Genomic DNA, 20,394 nt, shown 5'->3' on the forward strand with positions numbered 1-20,394 from the left:
TAACCCAATGTGATTCTGTCTAAAACTGAGACTGATTTTTCAATAGTTCGCTATTTTCGGCAATATCCCTTAGCTTGTGAAACTTCACCTTACAGTTCACCGGTCGAAACCACCCGGGCAGGGGGCTCATCCGGCAGGACGTACGAACTACGCAAAATTGAAACCGCGTAACAGATGGTACGCTAATGCGCTTACTCCGCGTCTTCCATTTTGGTTGCGTTGAGTTGAGCGAACAATTCAGGCCCAACACGGTCATACAATTCCAGTTGGGTTTCGAGAAAGTCGATATGTCCTTCTTCGTCCGACATCAGGTTTTCAAACAGGTTCATCGAGACGTAATCGCCCGCATCCTTGCAGACATCTCGGGCCTCCTTGTAAAGGGCGCGTGCGCTTCTTTCGGCGGCCAGATCGCATTCCAGTGTTTCCCGCGGATTTTCACCGATCCGCAACGGGTCGAGTTTTTGAAGATTTGGATGCCCCTCAAGGAAAATGATCCGCTCGATAAGTCTGTCGGCGTGTTCCATTTCCTCGATCGACTCTTCGCGGCTTTTCTTGGCCATGCTGCCAAGACCCCAGTCGTCCTGCAATCGGTAGTGCAACCAGTATTGGCTGACTGCTGTCAACTCGTGCCGCAAAGCCTTGTTAAGGTATTCTATTACTTTCTTGTCACCCTTCATCGCGGGTCTCCCTGAATCTGTCTGAAAAATGGTTTTGAACAATTCGTCTGAGTCGAGACTGTAACATCGGGAACTGCAATCTCCAAAGCGGTGCAAACCCCGCAATTTAACTGGTCGCAGGCCCGCATCGCTGAACTTAAATTAGGCACATCTTTTGAAATACCTGTCTCAGAACCCGTCGAGCAGGTCTCGGCTGGGTCAGACTGTTGCGCCCTTGATGCGAATAGCAGTTCCCAGCATGCCTGCGCATATCCCAATGATCACAGCGATGACCAGTTCGGTCATCTCCACATTGGCAAAGGACCAGTGTGCGAAAATCAATGTCTCGATCACGCCGACAATCCCACCCATCGCAGCGCCAAGCATCAGATTTCGGGTCATCATCCCCAAAGCAAGGCCAAGGATTCCGGGCAGGCCGATAATGTTGGCTCCGATGGTTCCAAGTAATTCAAGCATGTCTTGTCCCCTCTCACTCGGCCTGCGTGGTCAGGTACGACCGGATTTCAGCGCTACTGTCAGCCAGTTGACCCTGAACGGAATTCTGTGGTGTGCCGGCAAGTGTCTCTGTAACTTCTTGGTATCGTTCAAGGTATCCGGGTGGAAGGTTATGGGCGATGCCCTGATGACAGTCGATACAGGTCATGTTGTTGTCGATCGCGCGCTGATGTTCGGATGCCGCGCGTGCTTCCTGAATCGTAAAGTCCATATAATCGAAGTTGTGACAATTGCGGCATTCGCGACTGTCCGAGGCCTTCATCTTTTTCCAGACAGCCGATGCCATACTCAGGCGGTGTTCTTCGTATTTTTCGGTTGTGCTGATGGTGCCGACCATCTCGTGATACACGTCTTTGACGGCCATGATCTTAGCTTTGATCTTGTGGTTCCATTCATGAGGGACGTGGCAGTCCGAGCAAATTGCGCGGACACCAGAGTGGTTGTTGTAGTGTATCGTTTCCCGATACTCGCCCAAATTGGTTTCCATCGAATGGCACGAGGTGCAGAATTCCTCGGTGTTGGTCAGTTCCAAGGTCCAGTGGAATCCGCCCCAAAACAGGATTCCAGCAAGAAAGCCTGCCAGCAGCAAAAAACCAGAACTGAAGGCAACTGCCGGTGTCCAGATTGCGTTCCATACCCGGCCTATCCAACCGCGTTTTTCAGGGGAGTCTGCCATCTCGGTGCTCCTTTCAGATCAACTTTGGATCAGTCGGTGGACGACGGTTGAAAGAGGTTGGTAACCAGAGGTTCCGTATCCGCTTGCGGGACGTGACACTGGTTGCAGAAATAACGAGTTCCGGCGATGTGATCCAACTCGGTCCCGTCGCGATCCAGGTAGTGCGTCATCGAAAGCGTCGGCGCATTCCGCTCACCGGCCTTTGTCCAGTCGTGGCAGGACAGGCACTGATTGGTTCGCAGATCAATCTGGTACTGCGTGATGGAATGCGGAATCAACGGCGGTTGCTGGCGGTAGTTTCGGACCATTCGGCCCTCTCGGCCTTCCCATTGAAGGCTCATGTTCACAACGCTGGGCGCATCTGGCGGGGTTCCGCGCAGGTCACGAAGTTCTTGCGCAATCGCAATACTGCCAAGCGCGATGAGAAGGGCTGCTGCGGTGGCGACTATCTTGTTCATCTTGCATGTTCCTTCTTTATTGGCTGGACGACCGCCTTGGGGCGGTCATCGCTGCTTCAGGCACGCTCGACTTTGCAGGCGCATTTTTTGAAATCTGTCTGCTTGGACAGTGGGCAGGTCGCGTCAAGCGTCAGCTTGTTCGTCAACTGGCCTTCATCGAACCAAGGCATGAAGATCAGCCCCTTGGGAACCTTGTTTCGCCCCTTGGTGGATACGCGACTTGTGACTTCACCGCGCCGCGTCGAAACCTTGATTTCCTGCCCATGTCGCAAATCGCGGGCTGCGGCGTCTTCGGGGTGCATGTAGATCACGGCCAGAGGGAAGGACCGGTGCAACTCAGGAACACGGCGTGTCATGGAGCCCGAATGCCAGTGTTCAAGGACACGACCCGTACAGAACCACAGATCGTATTCCTCGTCCGGCATTTCCGGAGGTGCCTCATAGGGTGCGAAGATGATCTTGGCCTTCTTGTCGGGGAACCCGTAGAACTGAACTTCGGATCCGGCCTCGACATAGGGGTCGCTGCCTTCGCGATACCGCCACAGAGTTTCTTTTCCGTCCACGACCGGCCAGCGCAAGCCGCGCTCTTCGTGATAGCGTTCAAAGGGTGCCAAGTCGTGGCCGTGTCCACGCCCAAACTCGGCGTATTCCTCAAACAGGCCCTTCTGAACATAGAACCCAAAATGATTTGCATCGTCATTTGGGTGCCCTGGCTGAATTTCACTAAGCGGAAACTTGTCGACATTGCCGTTATTGTAGAGAACCTCGTACAGGGTTTTCCCGGCCATTTCGGGTGCCGTGGCGACAAAGTCCTCTCCCCATGCTTCTTCGACGGTGAACCGCTTGGAAAACTCCATAAGCTGCCAGAGGTCCGACTTAGCGTCGCCGGGTGCGTGAACCTGTTGCCGCCACATCTGAGTGCGGCGCTCGGCATTGCCATAGCAGCCTTCCTTTTCAACCCACATGGCCGTCGGCAAGATCAGGTCGGCAGACATCGCCGTCACGGTCGGGTAGGGGTCGGACACAGTGATAAAGTTGTCGGGATTACGGTAACCCGGCCAACCCTCTTGGTTCATGTTCGGGGCTGCCTGCATGTTATTCGTGCACTGGACCCAATAGGCGTTCAACACTCCATCGTTCAGCATCCGGTTTTGCTGAACAGCGTGGAAGCCGACCTTTTCAGGAATTGTGCCCGTGGGCACTTTCCAGATTTTCTCGGCCTTCGCGCGGTGTTCTGGGTTGGTGACCACATAGTCGGCTGGCAATCTATGCGCAAAAGTTCCCACCTCACGCGCGGTACCGCAGGCGGACGGCTGGCCCGTCAGTGAAAATGGCGAGTTTCCGGGCTCGGAAATCTTTCCGGTCAGCAGGTGAACGTTATACATCAGCGAGTTCACCCATGAGCCCCGCGTATGCTGGTTGAAGCCCATCGTCCACAGGCTCATGACCTTGCGGTTTGGGTCGGCATACTGCTGCGCAAGGTGTTCAAGTTTCTCGGCCGGAACACCAGACAGCTCGGCCGTGTATTCCAGGGTGTAGGGTTTCACCGACTCTGCGTATTCGTCAAAACTGATCTCGGTCAGCTTGCCAGAGTTCGGATTGGCCGCCGCCTCTTGCAGTGGATTGTCCTCCCTCAGGCCGAAACCGATATCAGTGTCAGTTTTGGTGATATTGACATGCTTGGATAGGAATTCTTCGTTTACCGCGCCCGTTTGGATGATGTGGTTGGCGATATAGTTGAGGATGGCCAGATCCGTTTGCGGGTTGAATACCATCCCGTTGTCGGCCAGTTCGAAGGACCGGTGTTCGAACGTGGAAAGTACGTGAACCTCGCAGCCTTCTTTTGTCAGGCGTGTGTCGGTGAGACGCGACCATAGGATCGGGTGCATCTCGGCCATGTTCGATCCCCAAAGAACGAAGGTGTCCGCAGCTTCCAGGTCATCGTAACAGCCCATCGGCTCGTCAATTCCGAAGGTTCTCATGAACCCAACAACAGCCGACGCCATGCAATGTCGCGCGTTGGGATCAATGTTATTTGACCGGAACCCGGCCTTCATCAGTTTGGATGCGGCATAGCCTTCCCACACAGTCCATTGACCCGAGCCGAACATTCCAACGCCCTCGGGGCCTTTGTTCTTTAGGGTTTCTTTCCACTTTTCGGCCATGATGTCGAAAGCGTCGTCCCATGAGATCGGTTCGAATTCTCCATCCTTGGCGTATTTACCATCTCTCATACGCAGCATCGGCTGGGTCAGGCGATCTTCGCCGTACATGATCTTGGACAGAAAATACCCTTTGACGCAGTTGAGGCCGCGGTTCACCTCGGCTTTCGGATCACCCTGCGTGGCGACAACACGGCCATTCTTGGTGCCAACAAGGACGGTGCATCCGGTCCCGCAAAACCGGCAGGGCGCTTTGTCCCAGCTTATGTCTGGAATGCCAATCTGCGCATTGGCCTGACCACCGGCCAGGGGAATTCCAGCAGCAGAAGCGGTTGCAGCGGCAGCAGATGCCTTAAGGAATGTTCGGCGAGATTCTGATGTAGTCATAGCTATGGCCTCCGACTGGTGGTTTGGCTTGGGGCATCAGGACGCGAAACGTTGTCCGCAATATCCTCAAAATGATGATAGGTAAGAGTGACCGAGAGCACCCCCGGGATCTGATGCAGGTCCATGATGATCTCGGATGCTAGGCGCGCGGGCGTGTCTTCGACAACAACGACGAACCGGCCTTCGGCTGTTTGCGCATGTACTTCAACGCCGGGTATCTCATTCATAACCAGCGCCGCAGCATCGGCCTGAGCCGGGGAAACATGGGTAAGGCAGCCACAAATACTCATTGAATCGGCTCCATCTGAACTTGGGTGCGCCGTTCCAGCATAATCGCATCGACAGGGCACAGCGCCACGCAGGACCCGCATCCGTTGCAGGCATCGGAATCCAGTGCGGGTTCGGCACGCCCGCCTGTCTGTAGTTTGAACCGAAGCGCATTCTGGTCGCAATTATCCTGACAGATACGACAGCTTACACCGTTCATGGACAGGCAGCTTGAAGCCCGCACCGCAGCCCGCCAGGGCCAGTCGGCCAAGCGTTCGATATCCAAAGCATCGGTCGGGCAGGCGCGCGCGCACTCACCACAGAACGTGCAGGGGTTATCGTTTGGTTTGAAAACAGGGTAGCCGCCGGGTTCCATTGAAATCAGGTCTTCCGGGCAGGCTGACACGCATTCTACGCACTTTGTGCAGGCATCGGCGAAACCGCTCACACAAGCACCCGGAGGTCGGACGATTTTTCCGTCCTCCCTGAGAATTTTGGCACTCAGAAACCCACGTCGGCTGGTCACTCGATCCATACTGGTTGACCTGGCTAGAGACGATTCCCTAATGCCAGTATTCCGCTTATTGTCTCAAATTGCAGCAATTTTTCACCCAAATCGCATTTCAACTACAAAAAGAGGGTCTGCGCGTTGGATTTCAGAGGATGAGCAACAACGTAAGACTTGGCAGCGGGGCTTATGCTGGCGCGCCATTGCGCAGAACGGCTGCACACATCGCAAAGCAGACCAAATCGCCAGAGACTGTGACAAGCCGGAAAACGGCGACAGCTACGATCAGCCCGCCTGCGGGGATTACATTCGAAAGAAACAGTAGCAGTACTGCCTCGCGCGGGCCTAAACCAGCAGGTGCACCGGGTGTTACGTATCCAACCAGCCATGCACAGATGCCCGCGACAGTTGCGACAAGGAATGGGCCCTGTCCCACTATCCAGACGATTGCTCCAAAAATTGCGCCGAGCCCCAGCATGAACAGCGCGCAAATCGGCACCACAATGCAAAAAGTGTGGGTCAGTTCCTTGCTATTCCCCGCTATTCGCGAGGTGATGAACAAACCTGCAATCAACAAGGGAGCAGAAATGAGTGTGAGAATCCGCACCGTGTCTTCCGACCAGCCAATTGTTTGCGCGATTTGATCGACCCCCGGAGTGACGAGTGCAGCAATCAAAAGTGCCAAAACAGCGCCTGCTGGCATCGCAATTAATTCTAACAGCGTCGCCAACCCCAATTGTTTCGCGCTTAACGGGCCGTCGCGCAGGACCATGGCGCGCCCGATCAGATGGGCCACATTACCCGGCAAATAGCGTGCAATCTGCGCCAATCCGAAAGAGCGCCACGTTCGCCGCCGGGGTTCCGCGCCGTAGACGCCAACCAGTTGGTGCCAGGTTTCGGCAGGCAGGGACAGCGTCAAAATGTAGACAAGCGTCAGGCCGAATAGTTGGACAAGTTCCGTTGAACTTGGGCGCCAATGCGAAACCTCTGTCCAATTGCGCTGAACTTCGAGCGCGATATAACCCAGTGACAAGACAAGCAACACGACCCCGGCCACACGAATTCCGCGCCTGAACCATAAGCCTGCGCGCAAGGGCGTGTTCTCTTCCATCGGCAGGCTCAGGTATGAGCCGTCAATATTGACGTCTCGTCTGAATAGGGCAGCGACGGGGTAAGCCCGGGGTAGCGATTAACGTAAAGCCCGGACTGACTGATAGCCTCGCGATATCGGGCACGCTTTGAGTTGTCGAAGACAATCATTCCACCCGGTGACAACCGGTTTGCAGCGTGGCGCAAGCAAGCTTGGCGTGCGCGACCGTCGACAATTATCAAGTCGTATGAGCCATTCGCCTTGTCAATTTCCGATGCATAGGATGTAAAGTTCAGGCCGCGCATGTCTTGTTTCTGAGACAGGTAGATAGGGTCCGAAAGTGCGACGTCTTTTGCGTTCGAAGCAGGTGCTAAACGCAGGTCGACCGGGCAGATATTGGTCTGACCCTGGACCCGTTCCAAGACGCGTGCGTACCAATCCGCATCATGCTCAACGCTCGTTACAGAAGCCGAACGTCGCGCCGCCCAGATCGTGCTGGCCCCCGCGCCGTATTCAAATACACGGGCTGGTCTTGATTTCAGGAACGCGTCGACGACTTCAATCGCATCATAGGTCCACCAGGGAACGTCCAGGGCGATCAGCCCGTCTATGTCATGGATTGCCATAAGGCTTGACGCCCAATGATACCCCCTGCCGCGATGATGCCGGCGCGAGAGCCAGTCTGCGACGCTTGTTTTGTTCAGGCCCCAAGCGATGCCTCGCATCGTTGCGACGTAGCCGGATTTTGCTGCCCTCGAAAGGGTGGCGCGTGGATCGTTTGTCATACGGCGTCCTCAAGCGAAGAATGCGACCTGCAGGTTTTCGTACCTTGTTCGACGGTAAGACCAATCTGGGCCGCGCGCCTCAGGCAGGCGTCTTCAGACCACTTTTCAAAGTATTCTCCCGGCCTTTCCCTAAGCGGAGAAGCATATTTATACACTGACGCTGTCGTTGTTGCAGTTCCGACAATAAAAGCCGTCGTACCTAATCCAACGATCCAGGCTTTTGCAGCTATGCCCGGTTCGCGTCGCATACAGAAAACAGCACCCATCAGCGCCAGTGTTGCGATAACTGGCCAAAGATCCAAGCGGTATCGGAAGGTGATCGTGCCGTAGGCCAATGTCACAATAGCCGACAGCGCAACCGCAACCACAAGCCCTGCCATTTGTGTGTCGCGCCAAGCCGCGCGAATACCGAACAGCGCCAGAAGGCACCAAAGCGGCCATAGCATAACCAATCCGGTTCTTGGGCCGCCAACTCTGATATGGCCTAGAATCGGCTCCGTTACCGCTCGGTAAAGACCGAGAATCGAGTCGGACAGGCCGGTCAGGAAAGATGCTGAAGGGACGTCGAACAAGTAAAACGCTGCATTGGGAACAACGCGTAATGGGTTCAGACGACCATGCTCTTCGAAGGCTGCCGCGCGGATCGAGTCCTTGGTTTCTATACCCCAAAAGACGTTGCCATATACAACGCGCGAGCCTTCATAGCTGCCATGGGTGATCAACGCATCCCCAAACCGCAAAGCATTTAGCCCTAGATATCCGAACCCGCCTGCGGCCAAAATCCCCATGGCGATGATCGCGGGGATGAGAAAGGCTGAACGGTCGCGCCACAAACCGTGTCCAATTGCCAAAACGACACCGGCATAAAGCCCGATTGCCACATTTGGCCGCGCGTGCACGGCGACCATTGCGCAAACGGCAAGCAAAACGACTGCCACTGACATTGGTGTCACGCCGCGCGCCGCGCGTGTCCAAACGGCAGCAAACTGCCCAGACATCGCAAACGCCACTGCAATCGGTTCGTGATAAAACGAAAGGTTGATGACCAGAGCGGGGCCTGGCCCGGCGACCCACAAGGCGGCACAAAGCGCCAGCACCAAAACGCGGCGATCCGCAGAAACTCCTGCTGTCCGGGCCAAGGTCACAAGAACATGCTGCCAGCCCAGCGTTCCGATCACGGCCCAAAACCAGATCGAAAAGCCGTTCATGGGGAAGGTCTCGAACGGCCAAGCCCAGCCAAAGGCAAAGCGTGTCAGAAGCGGCGCAACGCCATGATAGAGATAGCCCGTTCCGTCTGCGGTATAGTGACCTTCGTAGCGAAGCACGCGGGCGGGCAGGTCAAACCGACCATCCAAAATCGCCGCATAATAAGCGTCATATATCTGCCAGCCAAAAGGTTTGAGGTCGAACAAGGTCCACGAAGAGATCACAAGAAAACCGAAATAGACGGACCCCAAAATTGAAATCAGCCATAGAATACGTTTGCCCCCGGCAAACGGGGCGTTTGCCGCGCCCATATCCGTCACGTCGATCCATTCCCACGATTATTTGTGTCGATACGCAGTTCCAGTTCCCGCATTCGGCTCAAGACTTGTTCCGTAAGGCGCCGGTTTGTTGCAATCGCGTCGCTGAGAAGCGCGATGATCATGGTGATATAGCCGGCCAGAATAAAAACGCCGCCCAGAATCAAGGACTGTACGCGGCCCTCTCCGTCACCGGTGAAATAGTAGAACAGAAACCGCAGAACCGGGATTGTTCCGATGATCAACATCACCAGGCCAATTGTCAAAAAGGCGCTGAGAGGTCGATACATCGTATAGCTGCGAAGGATTGTTGTCGCCTGCTTTCGCAGAAATCCACCCATCGACGTGAACAAGCGCGAGGGGCGCTCGACGGGATTCACGTTGACGGGAACAGACGCTATTTTCAGGTTTGTCTGCCCTGCGTGGATCAGGGTTTCGGTGGTATAGCTGAACTTGGTCATGACGTTGATCGTCAGGGCAGCTTCACGGGTGTATGCGCGAAATCCGGATACTGCGTCAGTGACGTCAATCCCGGCAAGCCGCCGCACGACCGACGTTCCGAACCGCTGCAACAGGCGCTTCAATGTGGAAAATTCAGCGTTCTCGCCGGGTTTGCGGTCGCCGACAACAATGTCCGCTTCCTTGCGCAATATCGGCGCCACGAGATCGGGAATGGACAAACCGGAATACTGGTTATCTCCGTCGGTGTTGACGATGATATCCGCCCCGGCCTGCAGCGCGTGATCAATTCCAACCTGAAAGCTTCGGGCAAGGCCCTTGTTGCCCCGGTTTCGCAGCACATATGTCGCCCCGTTTTCGCGCGCAACCTCTGATGTTCCGTCGGTGGACCCGTCGTCGATAACCTGAACTTCAATGCTGTCTACGCCGGGAATTTCCTTTGGGATGTCGGCAAGGACCGCGGGCAGGGTCTCTGCCTCGTTGTAGCAGGGAATTTGAACTATGAGTTTCAAACCGATTTACCTTCACACTAGTCACAAAAAAACCCGCAGAAACAGGGTCAACCGATGGAGGAGCAAGTGGTGTAAACTTCTCCATTGATTCTTAAATACGCGCCACAATCAGTAGCAGATGTCAGTCAATGCGTTAAACAAAACCGTTGTTTTGCTCATGCTGGTCGAATGACACAGGGTTGCCAATCAGCCTTTCACCTGCCCTTTCCTTCACCTGAATGGTCCGACAGTTTATTAGAACATTAGAGGCAGGCGGAGGTGCTCTGGTCTACCACTGATGTGTTAAACGCCTTCAGAACACGGACCTGTTTCCTTGCTTTGCATAAGAAACAGCCACTTTGACCTGCTTGAAATCAACCAAATGCACGCGCTGTTTATTTGGGCCAGGTGGCAACTGTGCCAGAACAGCTTCGGAAAGTGCACTGGCTCGGTCTCGGATTCTTCCCGATTAAGCCAAGAAATGCGCCGGCGAATGCGCGATGAACGATACGGCGCTTTTGTTGGTGCCCGTGGGTGGGGCAGCTGCAAGGGCGCAATTGATATCTAAACGCCCCATTTTGGCAGTTCCGGAACGGGTCAGGCCAATATAGGCTTATAGGTCTAGGCCGAAGTCTTTCAGCTACAAATACAACGACTGCCGCAGAGGTCATGTCCAGTTGATCAGCGGGCGACACAAGGGCGAATTGATGAACTGGGATGAATTTTCGCATTGGGGGCAGCACATTTCGAAATGGGCTGCCGATTATCACCAAACCCTGTCGGATCGCCCAGTCCGGGCGCAAACAAACCCGGGGGATATTGCCGTCCAGATTGACGCGTCGCCGCCAGATTCCGGGCAGGCGATGGAAACCATCATGGCCGATTTTGAACGGATCGTCATGCCTGGAATGACCCATTGGCAGCACCCTCGTTTCTTTGCCTATTTCCCAGCCAACGCCGCGCCACCCTCGATGTTGGCCGAGATGTTGGTGACCACAATCGCAGCCCAATGCATGTTGTGGCAAACCTCGCCCGCCGCGACCGAGGTGGAAACCGTGATGGTCGATTGGTTGCGCCAGGCGCTTGGACTGCCTGTTGGCATGACAGGCGTCATTCAGGACAGTGCGTCTTCGGCCACTTTGTCGGCGGTGTTGACCATGCGAGAGCGCGCCACCGGGTTTACCGGCAACCGTGAAGGGTTGAATACGAAAGGCGCGCTGCGGATTTACTGCTCGGATCAGGTGCATTCGTCCATTGACCGGGCCTGTTGGGTTGCCGGGATCGGGCAGGACAATCTGGTCAAATTGCCGACGCGGGGGTCAACTTACGCGATTGATCCCGGCGCACTTGAGGCGGCGATCCAAAGCGACTTAGTCGCCGGGCACGTTCCGGCCGGGATCATCGCGATCACCGGGGGTACGGGTGTAGGGGCCTGCGATGATCTGATGGCCGTTGCGGATATCGCGCAGAAGCATGACCTATACACCCATCTTGACGCTGCCTGGGTCGGGTCCGCCATGATCTGCCCCGAGTTCCGTCAGGCGTTGTGGGCCGGAGCGGATCGCTATGACAGTGTTGTCTTTAACCCACATAAGTGGCTTGGCGCCCAGTTCGATTGCGCGATCCAGTTTCTGAGGGACGCTACTCCGCAGCTCAACACTTTGAAAATCGAACCCGAATACCTGAAGACCACAGGGGCCGAGGTCACGAACTATTCCGAATGGACCATTCCGCTGGGTCGCAGGTTCAGGGCGTTGAAAATCTGGTTCCTGCTGCGCTCTTACGGTTTGGATGGCCTGCGCGAGCGAATTCGCAACCATGTTGTTTGGGCAAATGAGCTTGCCAAAATAATCGGTGCAATGGACGGTTTCGAGATCACGACGGGACCCATCCTGAGCCTGTTTTCGTTCCGCTGTCCGGGTGACGACGTGATGCAACAACGTCTGGTGGATGCGCTGAATGACGATGGTCGGATTTATCTGACGCAGGGCATGTTCGACGGCCGCAAAATCATCCGCTTTCAGGTGGGGCAATTCGATACGACGCGGAATGATGTGTTGATGGCTGCTGATGTGATCAGCGAGGTTTGGGAGGCTTTGAATTGAAGCTTGCGACCTTGACCGCGGGCGGTCACACCTATTTTAGTGCCGTCACTGGAAAATCACACGCTGGATTATCAAGGCGAGATGGCGAGTGTGATAGGTCAGGGTGGGCGCAGAGCTTCGCAATGCGGACAGGGCGTTTAGCCCGGCCAAATGCCCTCCGGGAAGTAAATTCCATGCTGATTTCAGTCCATTCGGCTCAGTCGATATTGCGTTTGCCTGAAAGCACAGGCGAAGCCAACGCCACACCCCTCAGGCGTGCAGGGCGTCAATGATCTGCCTTGGCGTCATCAGATCGCGTAAAGCGCGGTGGATGCTGTCATTAGCTTCGCTCAGGGGGGCGCCGGCGACATCAAACCCCAAAAAGCTATGCGGCAAGCTGAGTGCCAGATAGAACCGCCTGCCAGAAAAGGCCGCAGCGCAGTAATCCTTCCCCCCCTGAAACCGTCCTGCAATGTCCGTCAAGGTGTAAGCGAATTGAGGTTTAAGATACTGACCAAGTTGGGCCGGGTCGTCAGTGTAGACCTCAAAAACCTGTTCGGCATCTTCCAGACCCAAATCCCAGCGATGGGTTGGCAAGGTATTACGGGACGCCCAGGAATAAAGCTTATTCAGGGTCTCGCCAAAATCCTTGACGAACACAGTGCGTGGCATGTCGACCGGGCAGTCGATCTCAAGCACGATTCCGGCGAACAGGGTTCTGTATTTCCGGTCGTCATTGTGATCGCGATAGCTTTCAGAGCAGCTCATCTTCAGCAGCTTGTAATTTGTATCCCGCCATGTTCCGGTGATGGCGGTATCCTCGCGTATGCGCTCGGCCTTGGGTAAAATCTGCAGGGCAACAAGACGGCCTACTGGCATAAAGTCTGCGGGAACTTGCGCGTGCAAGTCCATGTTACCCAGAAACTTGCACAAGATCGGACGCACGAAACCCGAAACGTCCTTGCTGATGCGGCTTCCGCGTTCGAGATAGATAATCAACGCTGCACCGCCACCAAACCCCAGTGGAAAAATACCAAGGAGCGGGTGGACGTAATACGATGCCAAAGCAGCCAGAACGACCGAGACAGCGCCAATAAGTTTTACCCAGACCATGCTGCGCGAGATCGCGGCTTGGCGCTCTTCCTCTTTGCCGCGCAAAAAGGGGGCAATCTGCCATTCATACACTTCTGCAAACCCCGCTTCGAACGGGGCGCTTTCAACAAACTCGTATTCAGCCATCACCATGCCTTTTGCAGTCTGGGTACGTGCAGACTTTACTTTGGGCAGAGCCTCCGGAATATCCCTGCGGGTGTATCAATTGTATCCTGTCAGACACGTTGCGCGGGCACCAAAGCCTTGTGTGGCTTAGCGCGTGACCCAAGCTGATACACAACAGCAACAATTGAGACATTACAGTGGCTTGTCTCGTTACTGCTCTCTCCTGATCCTTAGCAAAACAATATTTTAGGCAGTTTCGCCGCATAGGGCGTTGCACTGCGACAAGACGACGAGGGCGCAGTTTTGCGGCAGCAATTCAAACAGAAAGTCCGGTGTTTTTTGTGCATCGGTGGATTGGCCATGGCGACCACCCCCGCAGTCGCGCAGGATCTGATTGAAGATCTTGGGACGCTGGAAGCCGGGCAAACGCTTTTCCTGCCGCTCGACATTTCCAGCCTGACCGGAGAGGTTGCGATCGAAGTTGACGGCATCGACATGACCGATGTCGCGGCGGTCGAGAATGGGCAGCTTGTTCTGAACATTGTCACCCCTTTGGCGGGTGAGTTCCACGATGTGACCGTCTATCTGCTTGAGGGTGACGGCTTTGTGCCGATCGCCAGTTACAGCTTCCTGACCACGGCCCGCAGCCGGTTGACGGTTTCCGTTGACGCCAGTCACGAGGCCAGCATCCAATCTCTCAACAGCGACGAAGCTGCAAACGCCTCAAGCAGCGGTTCATTTGGCGTGGAAAATGAAGAAGGTAGTTTTCGCGGACAAGTCAGTTATCTGGGCTCGACGCGCCCCGTCGAGCGGGTCACCGAAAACCCGGTAGATATTGCCGAGTATCTGTTCGAGTTCAATCGCACGCTGGGTGCCACAAACTTAACTGGGCGATTGGGGCATCAGATGCTGGACTATGATCGCGCGCTGGTAGGTGATGTATCCCGGCGTGGTCTATCGGTCGACATGGGCCTGTTAGATCAGCGCGTGAAACTGGGGGCCTTCGCGTCGCAAAGTGCCGACGCATTGGGGGCCGCCAACTTCACAGGGCTGGCGGACGAAGACAGCCGCATGCAGGGGGCAAGATTCGCGTTCCAACCTTTTGCCACGCAGGACTTCAGAGTGTCCGTGCAAACCTATACCGGCGATGGTGATCCCTATGGCGGCAGCGCGACAGGTTCCGGTCAAGGCTCGTCGCTTTCGCTGGACGGGACATTGTTGGGCGGGCGATTGTATTATGGGTCAGTTTGGTCACAGACCGATTGGGACGAAGATGACGGCGGCCCATTGCCTGAAACCAGCGCAAACGCGGTTCTGTCCCACTTAAGCTACGACGTTTTGAACACGGACGCGGGTGACCGGGCTTTAACCGTGGGTCTGGGCTATGAAAAAGTGGATCAGGACTACTTTTCTCTCGCCAATCCCGGTGTTGCAGTCGGGGCCGAAACCTGGCGACTAACGATGGACTACAGCGCCAACCGGTTCGCTTTGAACATCTTTGCCGATACTCAGAAAACTAATGTCGGGGGGGCATCCGACTGGCCCGAAGATCGGATTTCGCAGGTCCTGACCGACCTCCGCTATGACTTACAGGGCGAGGGGTTCTGGCAGGGTACAGCCCTGCGTTTTGGGGGTGGCTATATCGAACAGGATCGGCTGACGACCCCCAACGCGGCACCCCCGCCCGAGGATTATACCTCAACAACTTTGTATGTGGGGTTCGACAAACTGGGGGATGTCGGCAATTGGTCACTGGATTATGTCCGCATCCGTGAAGATGATCAGGGGGTGTTGGATATCGACACCGACAGCCACAGTTTGAATGCAGCTTTTGACTATGGCGTCAACGATCGGGCGAATGTGAATGGCACCGCGGGATACACGCGTGTGGATGGCGATTTTGATACATGGGAGCGGTACGAAGCCACTTTGGGCTTCAGCTATGCGCTGCGGCCGGATGATCTGATTTTTCGGCTCGATACCGGCATAACGCGCACTGATGAACCCTTCGCGCTGGACGGAGAGTATTATGCAACCGAACTGGCGTGGCGGTTCCACCCAACAGCCGAACTGGTTCTGAGCGCAAGCCGAGCCGACGGGCCCTATGCCAGCGAAAGTGGCGGGGACGAGGATACTCTGGTCGGCCTGACCCTGCGCGCAACAACTAATTTCTTTAGGTAGGAGGCGGAGTATGCGATTTCTGCCAACACTCATACTCAGCTTTGTCCTGTCCCTTTTGTGCGGCTTGGCTCATGCAGCGGGGCCGGTTTCCGTCAATCCTCCGACGGCACGCGTCAATGGGTCGGGTGAATCCGCGATAACCTTGAACTGGCGCGTCGGAGTAATCTCGCGAGCAGCAAGAGCCATTACGGTCACTTCGCCCGGCGCGCAACTCAGCACCGGCGGTGCTATTGGCGGCCCTCTACGCCGAACGGTGCAGCATCCAGGCGGCGGTCTGATCTTTGTAACACTGTCCGAACGGCTTGTTGTTGACCGGACAACAGCGGCACGGATTGCGCAGGCGGGCAACGCCGTTCTGACCCGCAGCTTCACGGATTTCAACGGAACCTCAGCGCCCGCAACCTTACGCCTGCAAGCGACCAGCGGCGGTCCACTGGCCGTGCGTTTTGCTGATCTTGCCTTTGACGACGACAGTCTTTTCCGTGTGGTTCCCAGCGGCTCGCAATTGGCAGCCCGGCTTGAGTTGACTACGAACGGACGCGGCATCCTTGACGGCGCGTGGGAAGTTGCCGGTCCGTCGGACGTCGCGGGTGATTTCCGTGTCGTCGGAAGAGTTCGTCAGGTTTTGGCAGGCGCGCGGCGCGCCACATTCGAGAGCCCGCCGCTGCCGGTAGATCGGCCCGGAATCTACAGGGTGCGGTTCGTACCCTCGCCCGGACAGCGAGGCAGCTTTACGCTATCCGTTCCCGATCTGCGCTATACAGTCACCGCCGTGCCCATTGAGCCGCAAACGCCGGATCCAGCCTCCAAGCCGATGCTAAATCTCTCGGCGCCCCAACCGGGCGCGGGGTTTAGTGCAGCGACTGTGTTCAGTTGGCAATCGGTTCCCAACGCAAGCCTCTATCGTCTGGAATTTCTGGACTCGGGTGCTGGCGGACTTGCGCCAAAACAGATCGCCGCTTTGGATACCAGTGAACGGTCAACGCGGTTGAAGGATTTCACGCTCGATCGCTTGCGTCAGGTCAGGGTTTTGCGCTGGCGAGTTGCTGCGTTTGACTCTGCAGGAAACCTGTTGGCTGTGTCTTCGGTACGTGGCCTGAACACTACGCCAAGCCAGCAACCTGTTTTGCAGCTTAGGCAATAGCCATGAATAACGCGCAACTGAACGCCTTGCTGCAGGCCGTCGCGGGCGGGGATAAGACCGCTTTGGCCGGGTTGTACCGGGCGCTGGAAAAGCCGGTTTACAGATTTATTGCTTCAAAAATGAACGATCCATTCGAAGCGGGCGACATACTTCACGAGGTCTTCATGGAAGTCTGGCGCTCGGCCGGTAAATTCGAGGGTCGGTCTGCTGTCAAGACCTGGGTATTTGGAATTGCCTACAGGAAGACAATGGATCACTTCAGAAAACATAAACGTATCTCGCCCAGCGATGACCTGCCCGAGCAGGTCGATGAAGGGCCTGATGCCGTGGCCTGCCTTGCCGCCGCGCAAGAGGCCGAACATCTTCGGTTCTGTCTTGAGGGGCTTAAGGCCGATCACCGCAGCGCCATTGAACTCGCGTTCTACGAAGACATGAGTTACGGCGAGATTTCGCGCGTGGTTGACGCCCCTGAAAACACGATTAAGACGCGAATTTTTCACGCAAAGAAGCTTTTGTTGCGCTGCCTGTCAGGTCGAATGAAGGAGGCAGCGACATGACCGGTCCAAATTGGGATGACGATGAAATCCAGAGCCTGCTGGTGTTTCTTGCAAATGATACGTTGGAAGGTGATGAGCGCCGCGCAATTGAACGCGCAGTGGCCGAAAATCCCGAATTGCAGGCGGAACTGGCTGCGTTGAAAGCGGCGCGAATTCAAATGCAAGCGACCGAAGTCGGGACCTCTCCGGGTGAGTTTGGGTTGGCAAGGCTAATGCGGGATGTAGATGCAAATCGTACCGTGACGCAGCCAAAAGCAACAAAACCCGGCCTTTGGAAAATCGCCGCCTTTGCAGCAATGGCTTTGCTGGCCGTTCAGGTGACGTTGCCATATTTTAACACTGGACCAGATGTCGAGCTGGCCGATGGTGGCCCTGAATCTCTGGACACTGGGCCAACCCTGACAGTGGCATTTGCCGCGACAGCCACCGAACAAGAAATCCGCGCCCTTTTGCTGGAACTGGAATTGACCATCGTGTCCGGGCCATCGGCTTTGGGTCTGTACTCGCTGGCCGCGAAAGACGAAGACGCCGCCGCCCGTGCGTTGGAACGTCTAAACGCCGCAACGGGGATTGTGGAAAGCGTCGAAGTCGAGGGAGGGGATTGATCATGCGTATTTTCATGCTCCTTCTATTGCTTGCATTTCCGATTGCAGCGCAGGCCGACGACTTTCGGATCATTGCCAAAGGATGCGTAAAGCCCAGAGATTCCATCCGAATTGAAGCCCGCGATTTTGGTGCAAGACCCAGTGACATTCTCGCGACCAGCCGGGGCCAGACCCTGAAGATGCAGGTGCTGCGCTGGTCACCCAGCCAAGTCACGATCGCGGTGCCGTCGCGCGGGCTTCGGGCAGGTGAAACTTATCGCCTCGTCTGGGCTATCCGTGGAACAACCGGACGAGACCTTGGGCCCATCACGCTTTGCGCGCAACGCCAGCGCAATACAGAACGCGCAGCGCGTGACATGGTGCCTGCGCCGGATGGGTCACCGGAATACACGGTTCTGGTCCCAGCCCGGCAAGAGCAAGCGGCAAGGGATGTGTTGCAAGAACGCGGGGCGCAGCTTTTGCGCCGGCGAAATCTACCCCAGATGGGTCGGGTCATGCTGTTTTATGCTTTCCCCCAAGGGCTGACACTTGCAGACGCGCGCGCTGCTTTGACGATCCCTTCGCCAGATGCTGACATTGACCGCCATCATATTTACGGGTTCGCGGCTCCGCCGCGTCTCTATGCTGCCGCGATGGTAGGAGATCCTCCTGAGCAATCCTGCGCTCTTCGGCGCGCCGTGCGGGTCGGAGTAATCGACGGCCCTGTTCAGGCGGGACACCCGGCGCTTGCCGGCGTGCGCATCCAGCGTCAGTCCGTGCTGTCGCCGGGGCTCAGGCCCACGGGAACCAACCATGCTACGGCAGTCGTTGGGTTAATCGCCGGGAATGGCTCAGGCGGGATTGTCGGCCTGGCACCGGGTTCAGAGATTTTTGCGGCCGAAGCGTTTGGTCGCGACAAAGGCCGTGAAGGTGCACGGTTGGAAGATATTGCCACGGGTCTGGACTGGCTACGCGCGCGCAATGTTCAGTTGGTCAATATGTCGATGTCAGGCGCGCCTAACGCGGTGTTTGCTGAATTGCTTGCCAGAGCCCGCGCGCGTGGCATGGTCGTGGTTGCAGCCGCCGGAAATGGCAGCAGCAACGCGCCGCGTTTGCCAGCGGCATCCCCCGATACCATTGCCGTGACAGCAGTGGACGCGGCTCGCCGGATTTATGGCAAGGCAAACCAGGGTCCTCATATCGAGTTTTCCGCGCCGGGGGTCGACTTATGGGTCATTACAGCGAAAGGCGGCGGTTATCGGTCGGGGACATCTTACGCCGCTCCTCTTGTGACCGCTTTGCTGGCCCGACACGCATCCCGCGGCGGGCTGTCTCTGGACAAAGCACGACGCATCTTGCGCCAGACAGCCGTTGATCTTGGTTCATCAGGCCGAGATACGCGTTTTGGTTATGGCCTTGTGCAATCCGGCGGGTGCTGACCGCACAAGGCTCTGACAAAGTCGATACATTCCAAACATCTGCCGGACATCTGCCAGATACGTGCGAACCTTAATCTCACGCCGCAGGCGCAATTCGAACAGGCCCTCAAAAAAAATTTGAACCTTTCTCGGGTGCCAAACGACAGACAGTCACAAGCAAACAGAAAGCTGAAGGAATTAAGATTATGAAGACCGTAACCAGTATCAAAACCGTAGCTCTGATCTCTGGCATTTTTTCCGCCCTGCCGCACGTGGCCTCGGCCGACAGTGGTGTGGCGACTGTTACCAACACAAACCCGACCTCGCTGAAAGTTCTCAGCAACGGTCAGAATTATACAAAATTGGATTTGAACGGAAAATTCGTAGTAGGTGCCAATCTCAAATATGACACCGGTACCGCAGGGCGGATCAAAAAATGGACCATGGAGCCTGAAATCACCCATGGTTTCGGTATCGCGGCCAAGGTTCAGGGCACGTCGTTTTACAAGAAGACTGTCTCGTATTCGGTCGGCAATCGTCCGAAATCCATCGACTATAACTGGCCTTTCGCCCTTAGCGTCGGCACGATCGAATCCGCGGCTGTCAGCATGTGCGAAATGAAAGCAACTGTCCTGCGCAACCAGGGTAAATCGGATAAGCAAATCTTTGGCTCAAACCACGAGGTGAGCTTTAAGGTTTCGCTGAAAACCACGGTCGAAGCGTCAGGTGCCGGGTCCAATAACCAAATCTGGGAATATTCTGCACCGAAGACGGTCAAGATCGTATGCAGCAAATTCTCTGGGCCGCGCGTGCCTTTGGCCGGGGGTGGCGTCAAAGGCTATACCCAGCCGGTTTCCGTAAAGAAGGCTACGATGAAACTGACTGAAATTGCGCCGCCCAACGGGGCCTGCAAAATCAAGACCACGACCGCTATTTCCACCAATACGGCCAACGCACAGATCAAGTATCGGTTCGTGCATAACACTGGCAAGAAAAGCAACGTTTTTACCGCCAAGACAGCAGCCAACAAGATCGCCGTGGTGCAGCACACCTGGGATATTCCCAACGGCAACGGTCCGGAAAACGGTTGGGTGAAAATCGAAGGTGTCTCGCCCAAGTTCCAGTCGAACGGTGCCAAATATTCGATGAATTGCAAAAGCCCGGGCAATGGCGGTCTCAAGGTCCAGTCGGGTGGAAGCAAGCCCAAGACGCTTCGACTGAACTGATTTA

General features: G+C 55.9%; 19 protein-coding genes. 7 read left to right on the top strand and 12 right to left on the bottom strand.

Going from position 1 to position 20,394, the window contains the following annotated elements; all coding sequences use genetic code 11:
- Window positions 1–191: 191 nt before the first annotated feature.
- From bfr to GOV87_RS16770, 11 genes are all read right to left on the bottom strand, one after another.
- Entirely contained in the window at window positions 192–677 is a 486-nt protein-coding gene (gene bfr, locus GOV87_RS16720) for a bacterioferritin (protein WP_171212527.1), read from the bottom strand.
- A 198-nt stretch (window positions 678–875) separates the two neighbouring features.
- Window positions 876–1,133, bottom strand: coding sequence for a hypothetical protein (locus GOV87_RS16725; RefSeq protein ID WP_171125586.1), 258 nt, complete (start codon window positions 1,131–1,133; stop codon window positions 876–878).
- Between the two features lie 13 nt (window positions 1,134–1,146).
- The gene (locus tag GOV87_RS16730) at window positions 1,147–1,848 is read right to left on the bottom strand and encodes a NapC/NirT family cytochrome c (protein ID WP_171125588.1); all 702 of its coding nucleotides are present in this window, start codon (window positions 1,846–1,848) and stop codon (window positions 1,147–1,149) included.
- 29 nt (window positions 1,849–1,877) lie between these two features.
- Window positions 1,878–2,306: a nitrate reductase cytochrome c-type subunit gene (locus tag GOV87_RS16735; protein ID WP_171126737.1), complete on the bottom strand. Its 429-nt coding sequence runs from the start codon at window positions 2,304–2,306 to the stop codon at window positions 1,878–1,880.
- Between the two features lie 56 nt (window positions 2,307–2,362).
- Window positions 2,363–4,855 (bottom strand): nitrate reductase catalytic subunit NapA, encoded by a 2,493-nt coding sequence (gene napA, locus GOV87_RS16740; protein WP_171212528.1) that lies wholly within the window; start codon window positions 4,853–4,855, stop codon window positions 2,363–2,365.
- A gap of 2 nt (window positions 4,856–4,857) precedes the next feature.
- Entirely contained in the window at window positions 4,858–5,145 is a 288-nt protein-coding gene (locus GOV87_RS16745; RefSeq protein ID WP_171212529.1) for a chaperone NapD, read from the bottom strand.
- On the bottom strand, window positions 5,142–5,657 hold the full coding sequence (gene napF / locus GOV87_RS16750) for a ferredoxin-type protein NapF (protein WP_171212530.1): 516 nt from the start codon (window positions 5,655–5,657) through the stop codon (window positions 5,142–5,144). Before napF ends, GOV87_RS16745 begins: the two co-directional genes overlap by 4 nt.
- Before the next feature lie 160 nt (window positions 5,658–5,817).
- The gene (locus GOV87_RS16755; RefSeq protein WP_171212531.1) at window positions 5,818–6,741 is read right to left on the bottom strand and encodes a hypothetical protein; all 924 of its coding nucleotides are present in this window, start codon (window positions 6,739–6,741) and stop codon (window positions 5,818–5,820) included.
- 8 nt (window positions 6,742–6,749) lie between these two features.
- Window positions 6,750–7,505, bottom strand: coding sequence for a class I SAM-dependent methyltransferase (locus GOV87_RS16760; protein WP_171212532.1), 756 nt, complete (start codon window positions 7,503–7,505; stop codon window positions 6,750–6,752).
- Window positions 7,502–9,031, bottom strand: a complete 1,530-nt coding sequence (locus tag GOV87_RS16765; protein ID WP_171212533.1) for a hypothetical protein — start codon at window positions 9,029–9,031, stop codon at window positions 7,502–7,504. Before GOV87_RS16765 ends, GOV87_RS16760 begins: the two co-directional genes overlap by 4 nt.
- Window positions 9,028–9,999, bottom strand: coding sequence for a glycosyltransferase family 2 protein (locus tag GOV87_RS16770; RefSeq protein WP_171212534.1), 972 nt, complete (start codon window positions 9,997–9,999; stop codon window positions 9,028–9,030). Before GOV87_RS16770 ends, GOV87_RS16765 begins: the two co-directional genes overlap by 4 nt.
- A gap of 686 nt (window positions 10,000–10,685) precedes the next feature.
- Here GOV87_RS16770 and GOV87_RS16775 point away from each other — a divergent pair.
- Window positions 10,686–12,083, top strand: coding sequence for a pyridoxal-dependent decarboxylase (locus tag GOV87_RS16775; protein ID WP_171212535.1), 1,398 nt, complete (start codon window positions 10,686–10,688; stop codon window positions 12,081–12,083).
- 249 nt (window positions 12,084–12,332) lie between these two features.
- On the opposite strand, the gene GOV87_RS16780 is transcribed toward GOV87_RS16775, so the two are convergent.
- The gene (locus GOV87_RS16780; RefSeq protein ID WP_171126745.1) at window positions 12,333–13,301 is read right to left on the bottom strand and encodes a DUF3137 domain-containing protein; all 969 of its coding nucleotides are present in this window, start codon (window positions 13,299–13,301) and stop codon (window positions 12,333–12,335) included.
- Between the two features lie 339 nt (window positions 13,302–13,640).
- On the opposite strand from GOV87_RS16780, the gene GOV87_RS16785 reads away from it, so the two are divergent.
- The 6 genes from GOV87_RS16785 to GOV87_RS16810 all read left to right on the top strand — a co-directional run bounded on the left by GOV87_RS16785 (window position 13,641) and on the right by GOV87_RS16810 (window position 20,390).
- Window positions 13,641–15,461: a hypothetical protein gene (locus tag GOV87_RS16785; protein ID WP_171212536.1), complete on the top strand. Its 1,821-nt coding sequence runs from the start codon at window positions 13,641–13,643 to the stop codon at window positions 15,459–15,461.
- Window positions 15,462–15,471: 10 nt separating this feature from the next.
- A complete protein-coding gene (locus tag GOV87_RS16790; protein ID WP_171212537.1) occupies window positions 15,472–16,605 on the top strand; it encodes a hypothetical protein in 1,134 nt (377 codons plus the stop codon).
- Window positions 16,606–16,607: 2 nt separating this feature from the next.
- Window positions 16,608–17,162, top strand: a complete 555-nt coding sequence (locus GOV87_RS16795; RefSeq protein ID WP_171212538.1) for an RNA polymerase sigma factor — start codon at window positions 16,608–16,610, stop codon at window positions 17,160–17,162.
- Window positions 17,159–17,767 carry a hypothetical protein gene (locus GOV87_RS16800; protein ID WP_171212539.1) on the top strand — a complete coding sequence of 203 codons (609 nt, stop codon included), beginning with the start codon at window positions 17,159–17,161 and terminating at the stop codon, window positions 17,765–17,767. Before GOV87_RS16795 ends, GOV87_RS16800 begins: the two co-directional genes overlap by 4 nt.
- 2 nt (window positions 17,768–17,769) lie before the next feature.
- The gene (locus GOV87_RS16805) at window positions 17,770–19,185 is read left to right on the top strand and encodes a S8 family serine peptidase (protein WP_171212540.1); all 1,416 of its coding nucleotides are present in this window, start codon (window positions 17,770–17,772) and stop codon (window positions 19,183–19,185) included.
- Window positions 19,186–19,370: 185 nt separating this feature from the next.
- Window positions 19,371–20,390, top strand: coding sequence for a hypothetical protein (locus GOV87_RS16810; protein ID WP_171212541.1), 1,020 nt, complete (start codon window positions 19,371–19,373; stop codon window positions 20,388–20,390).
- The last annotated feature ends 4 nt before the right edge of the window (window positions 20,391–20,394 follow it).

Origin of the sequence: Ruegeria sp. HKCCA5426, assembly GCF_013034585.1 — a bacterium.
Classification (GTDB): Bacteria; Pseudomonadota; Alphaproteobacteria; order Rhodobacterales; family Rhodobacteraceae; genus Ruegeria.

What these genes read in the sequence shown, in the direction of transcription:
- GOV87_RS16760 (WP_171212532.1), bottom strand. Translation starts at nt 7,505, where the DNA reads ATGACAAACGATCCACGCGCCACCCTTTCGAGGGCAGCAAAATCCGGC.
- GOV87_RS16725 (WP_171125586.1), bottom strand. Translation starts at nt 1,133, where the DNA reads ATGCTTGAATTACTTGGAACCATCGGAGCCAACATTATCGGCCTGCCC.
- GOV87_RS16755 (WP_171212531.1), bottom strand. Translation starts at nt 6,741, where the DNA reads ATGGAAGAGAACACGCCCTTGCGCGCAGGCTTATGGTTCAGGCGCGGA.
- GOV87_RS16780 (WP_171126745.1), bottom strand. Translation starts at nt 13,301, where the DNA reads ATGGCTGAATACGAGTTTGTTGAAAGCGCCCCGTTCGAAGCGGGGTTT.
- bfr (WP_171212527.1), bottom strand. Translation starts at nt 677, where the DNA reads ATGAAGGGTGACAAGAAAGTAATAGAATACCTTAACAAGGCTTTGCGG.
- GOV87_RS16790 (WP_171212537.1), top strand. Translation starts at nt 15,472, where the DNA reads ATGCGATTTCTGCCAACACTCATACTCAGCTTTGTCCTGTCCCTTTTG.
- GOV87_RS16735 (WP_171126737.1), bottom strand. Translation starts at nt 2,306, where the DNA reads ATGAACAAGATAGTCGCCACCGCAGCAGCCCTTCTCATCGCGCTTGGC.
- GOV87_RS16785 (WP_171212536.1), top strand. Translation starts at nt 13,641, where the DNA reads ATGGCGACCACCCCCGCAGTCGCGCAGGATCTGATTGAAGATCTTGGG.
- GOV87_RS16730 (WP_171125588.1), bottom strand. Translation starts at nt 1,848, where the DNA reads ATGGCAGACTCCCCTGAAAAACGCGGTTGGATAGGCCGGGTATGGAAC.
- GOV87_RS16745 (WP_171212529.1), bottom strand. Translation starts at nt 5,145, where the DNA reads ATGAGTATTTGTGGCTGCCTTACCCATGTTTCCCCGGCTCAGGCCGAT.
- napF (WP_171212530.1), bottom strand. Translation starts at nt 5,657, where the DNA reads ATGGATCGAGTGACCAGCCGACGTGGGTTTCTGAGTGCCAAAATTCTC.
- GOV87_RS16810 (WP_171212541.1), top strand. Translation starts at nt 19,371, where the DNA reads ATGAAGACCGTAACCAGTATCAAAACCGTAGCTCTGATCTCTGGCATT.
- GOV87_RS16800 (WP_171212539.1), top strand. Translation starts at nt 17,159, where the DNA reads ATGACCGGTCCAAATTGGGATGACGATGAAATCCAGAGCCTGCTGGTG.
- GOV87_RS16775 (WP_171212535.1), top strand. Translation starts at nt 10,686, where the DNA reads ATGAACTGGGATGAATTTTCGCATTGGGGGCAGCACATTTCGAAATGG.
- GOV87_RS16795 (WP_171212538.1), top strand. Translation starts at nt 16,608, where the DNA reads ATGAATAACGCGCAACTGAACGCCTTGCTGCAGGCCGTCGCGGGCGGG.
- GOV87_RS16805 (WP_171212540.1), top strand. Translation starts at nt 17,770, where the DNA reads ATGCGTATTTTCATGCTCCTTCTATTGCTTGCATTTCCGATTGCAGCG.
- napA (WP_171212528.1), bottom strand. Translation starts at nt 4,855, where the DNA reads ATGACTACATCAGAATCTCGCCGAACATTCCTTAAGGCATCTGCTGCC.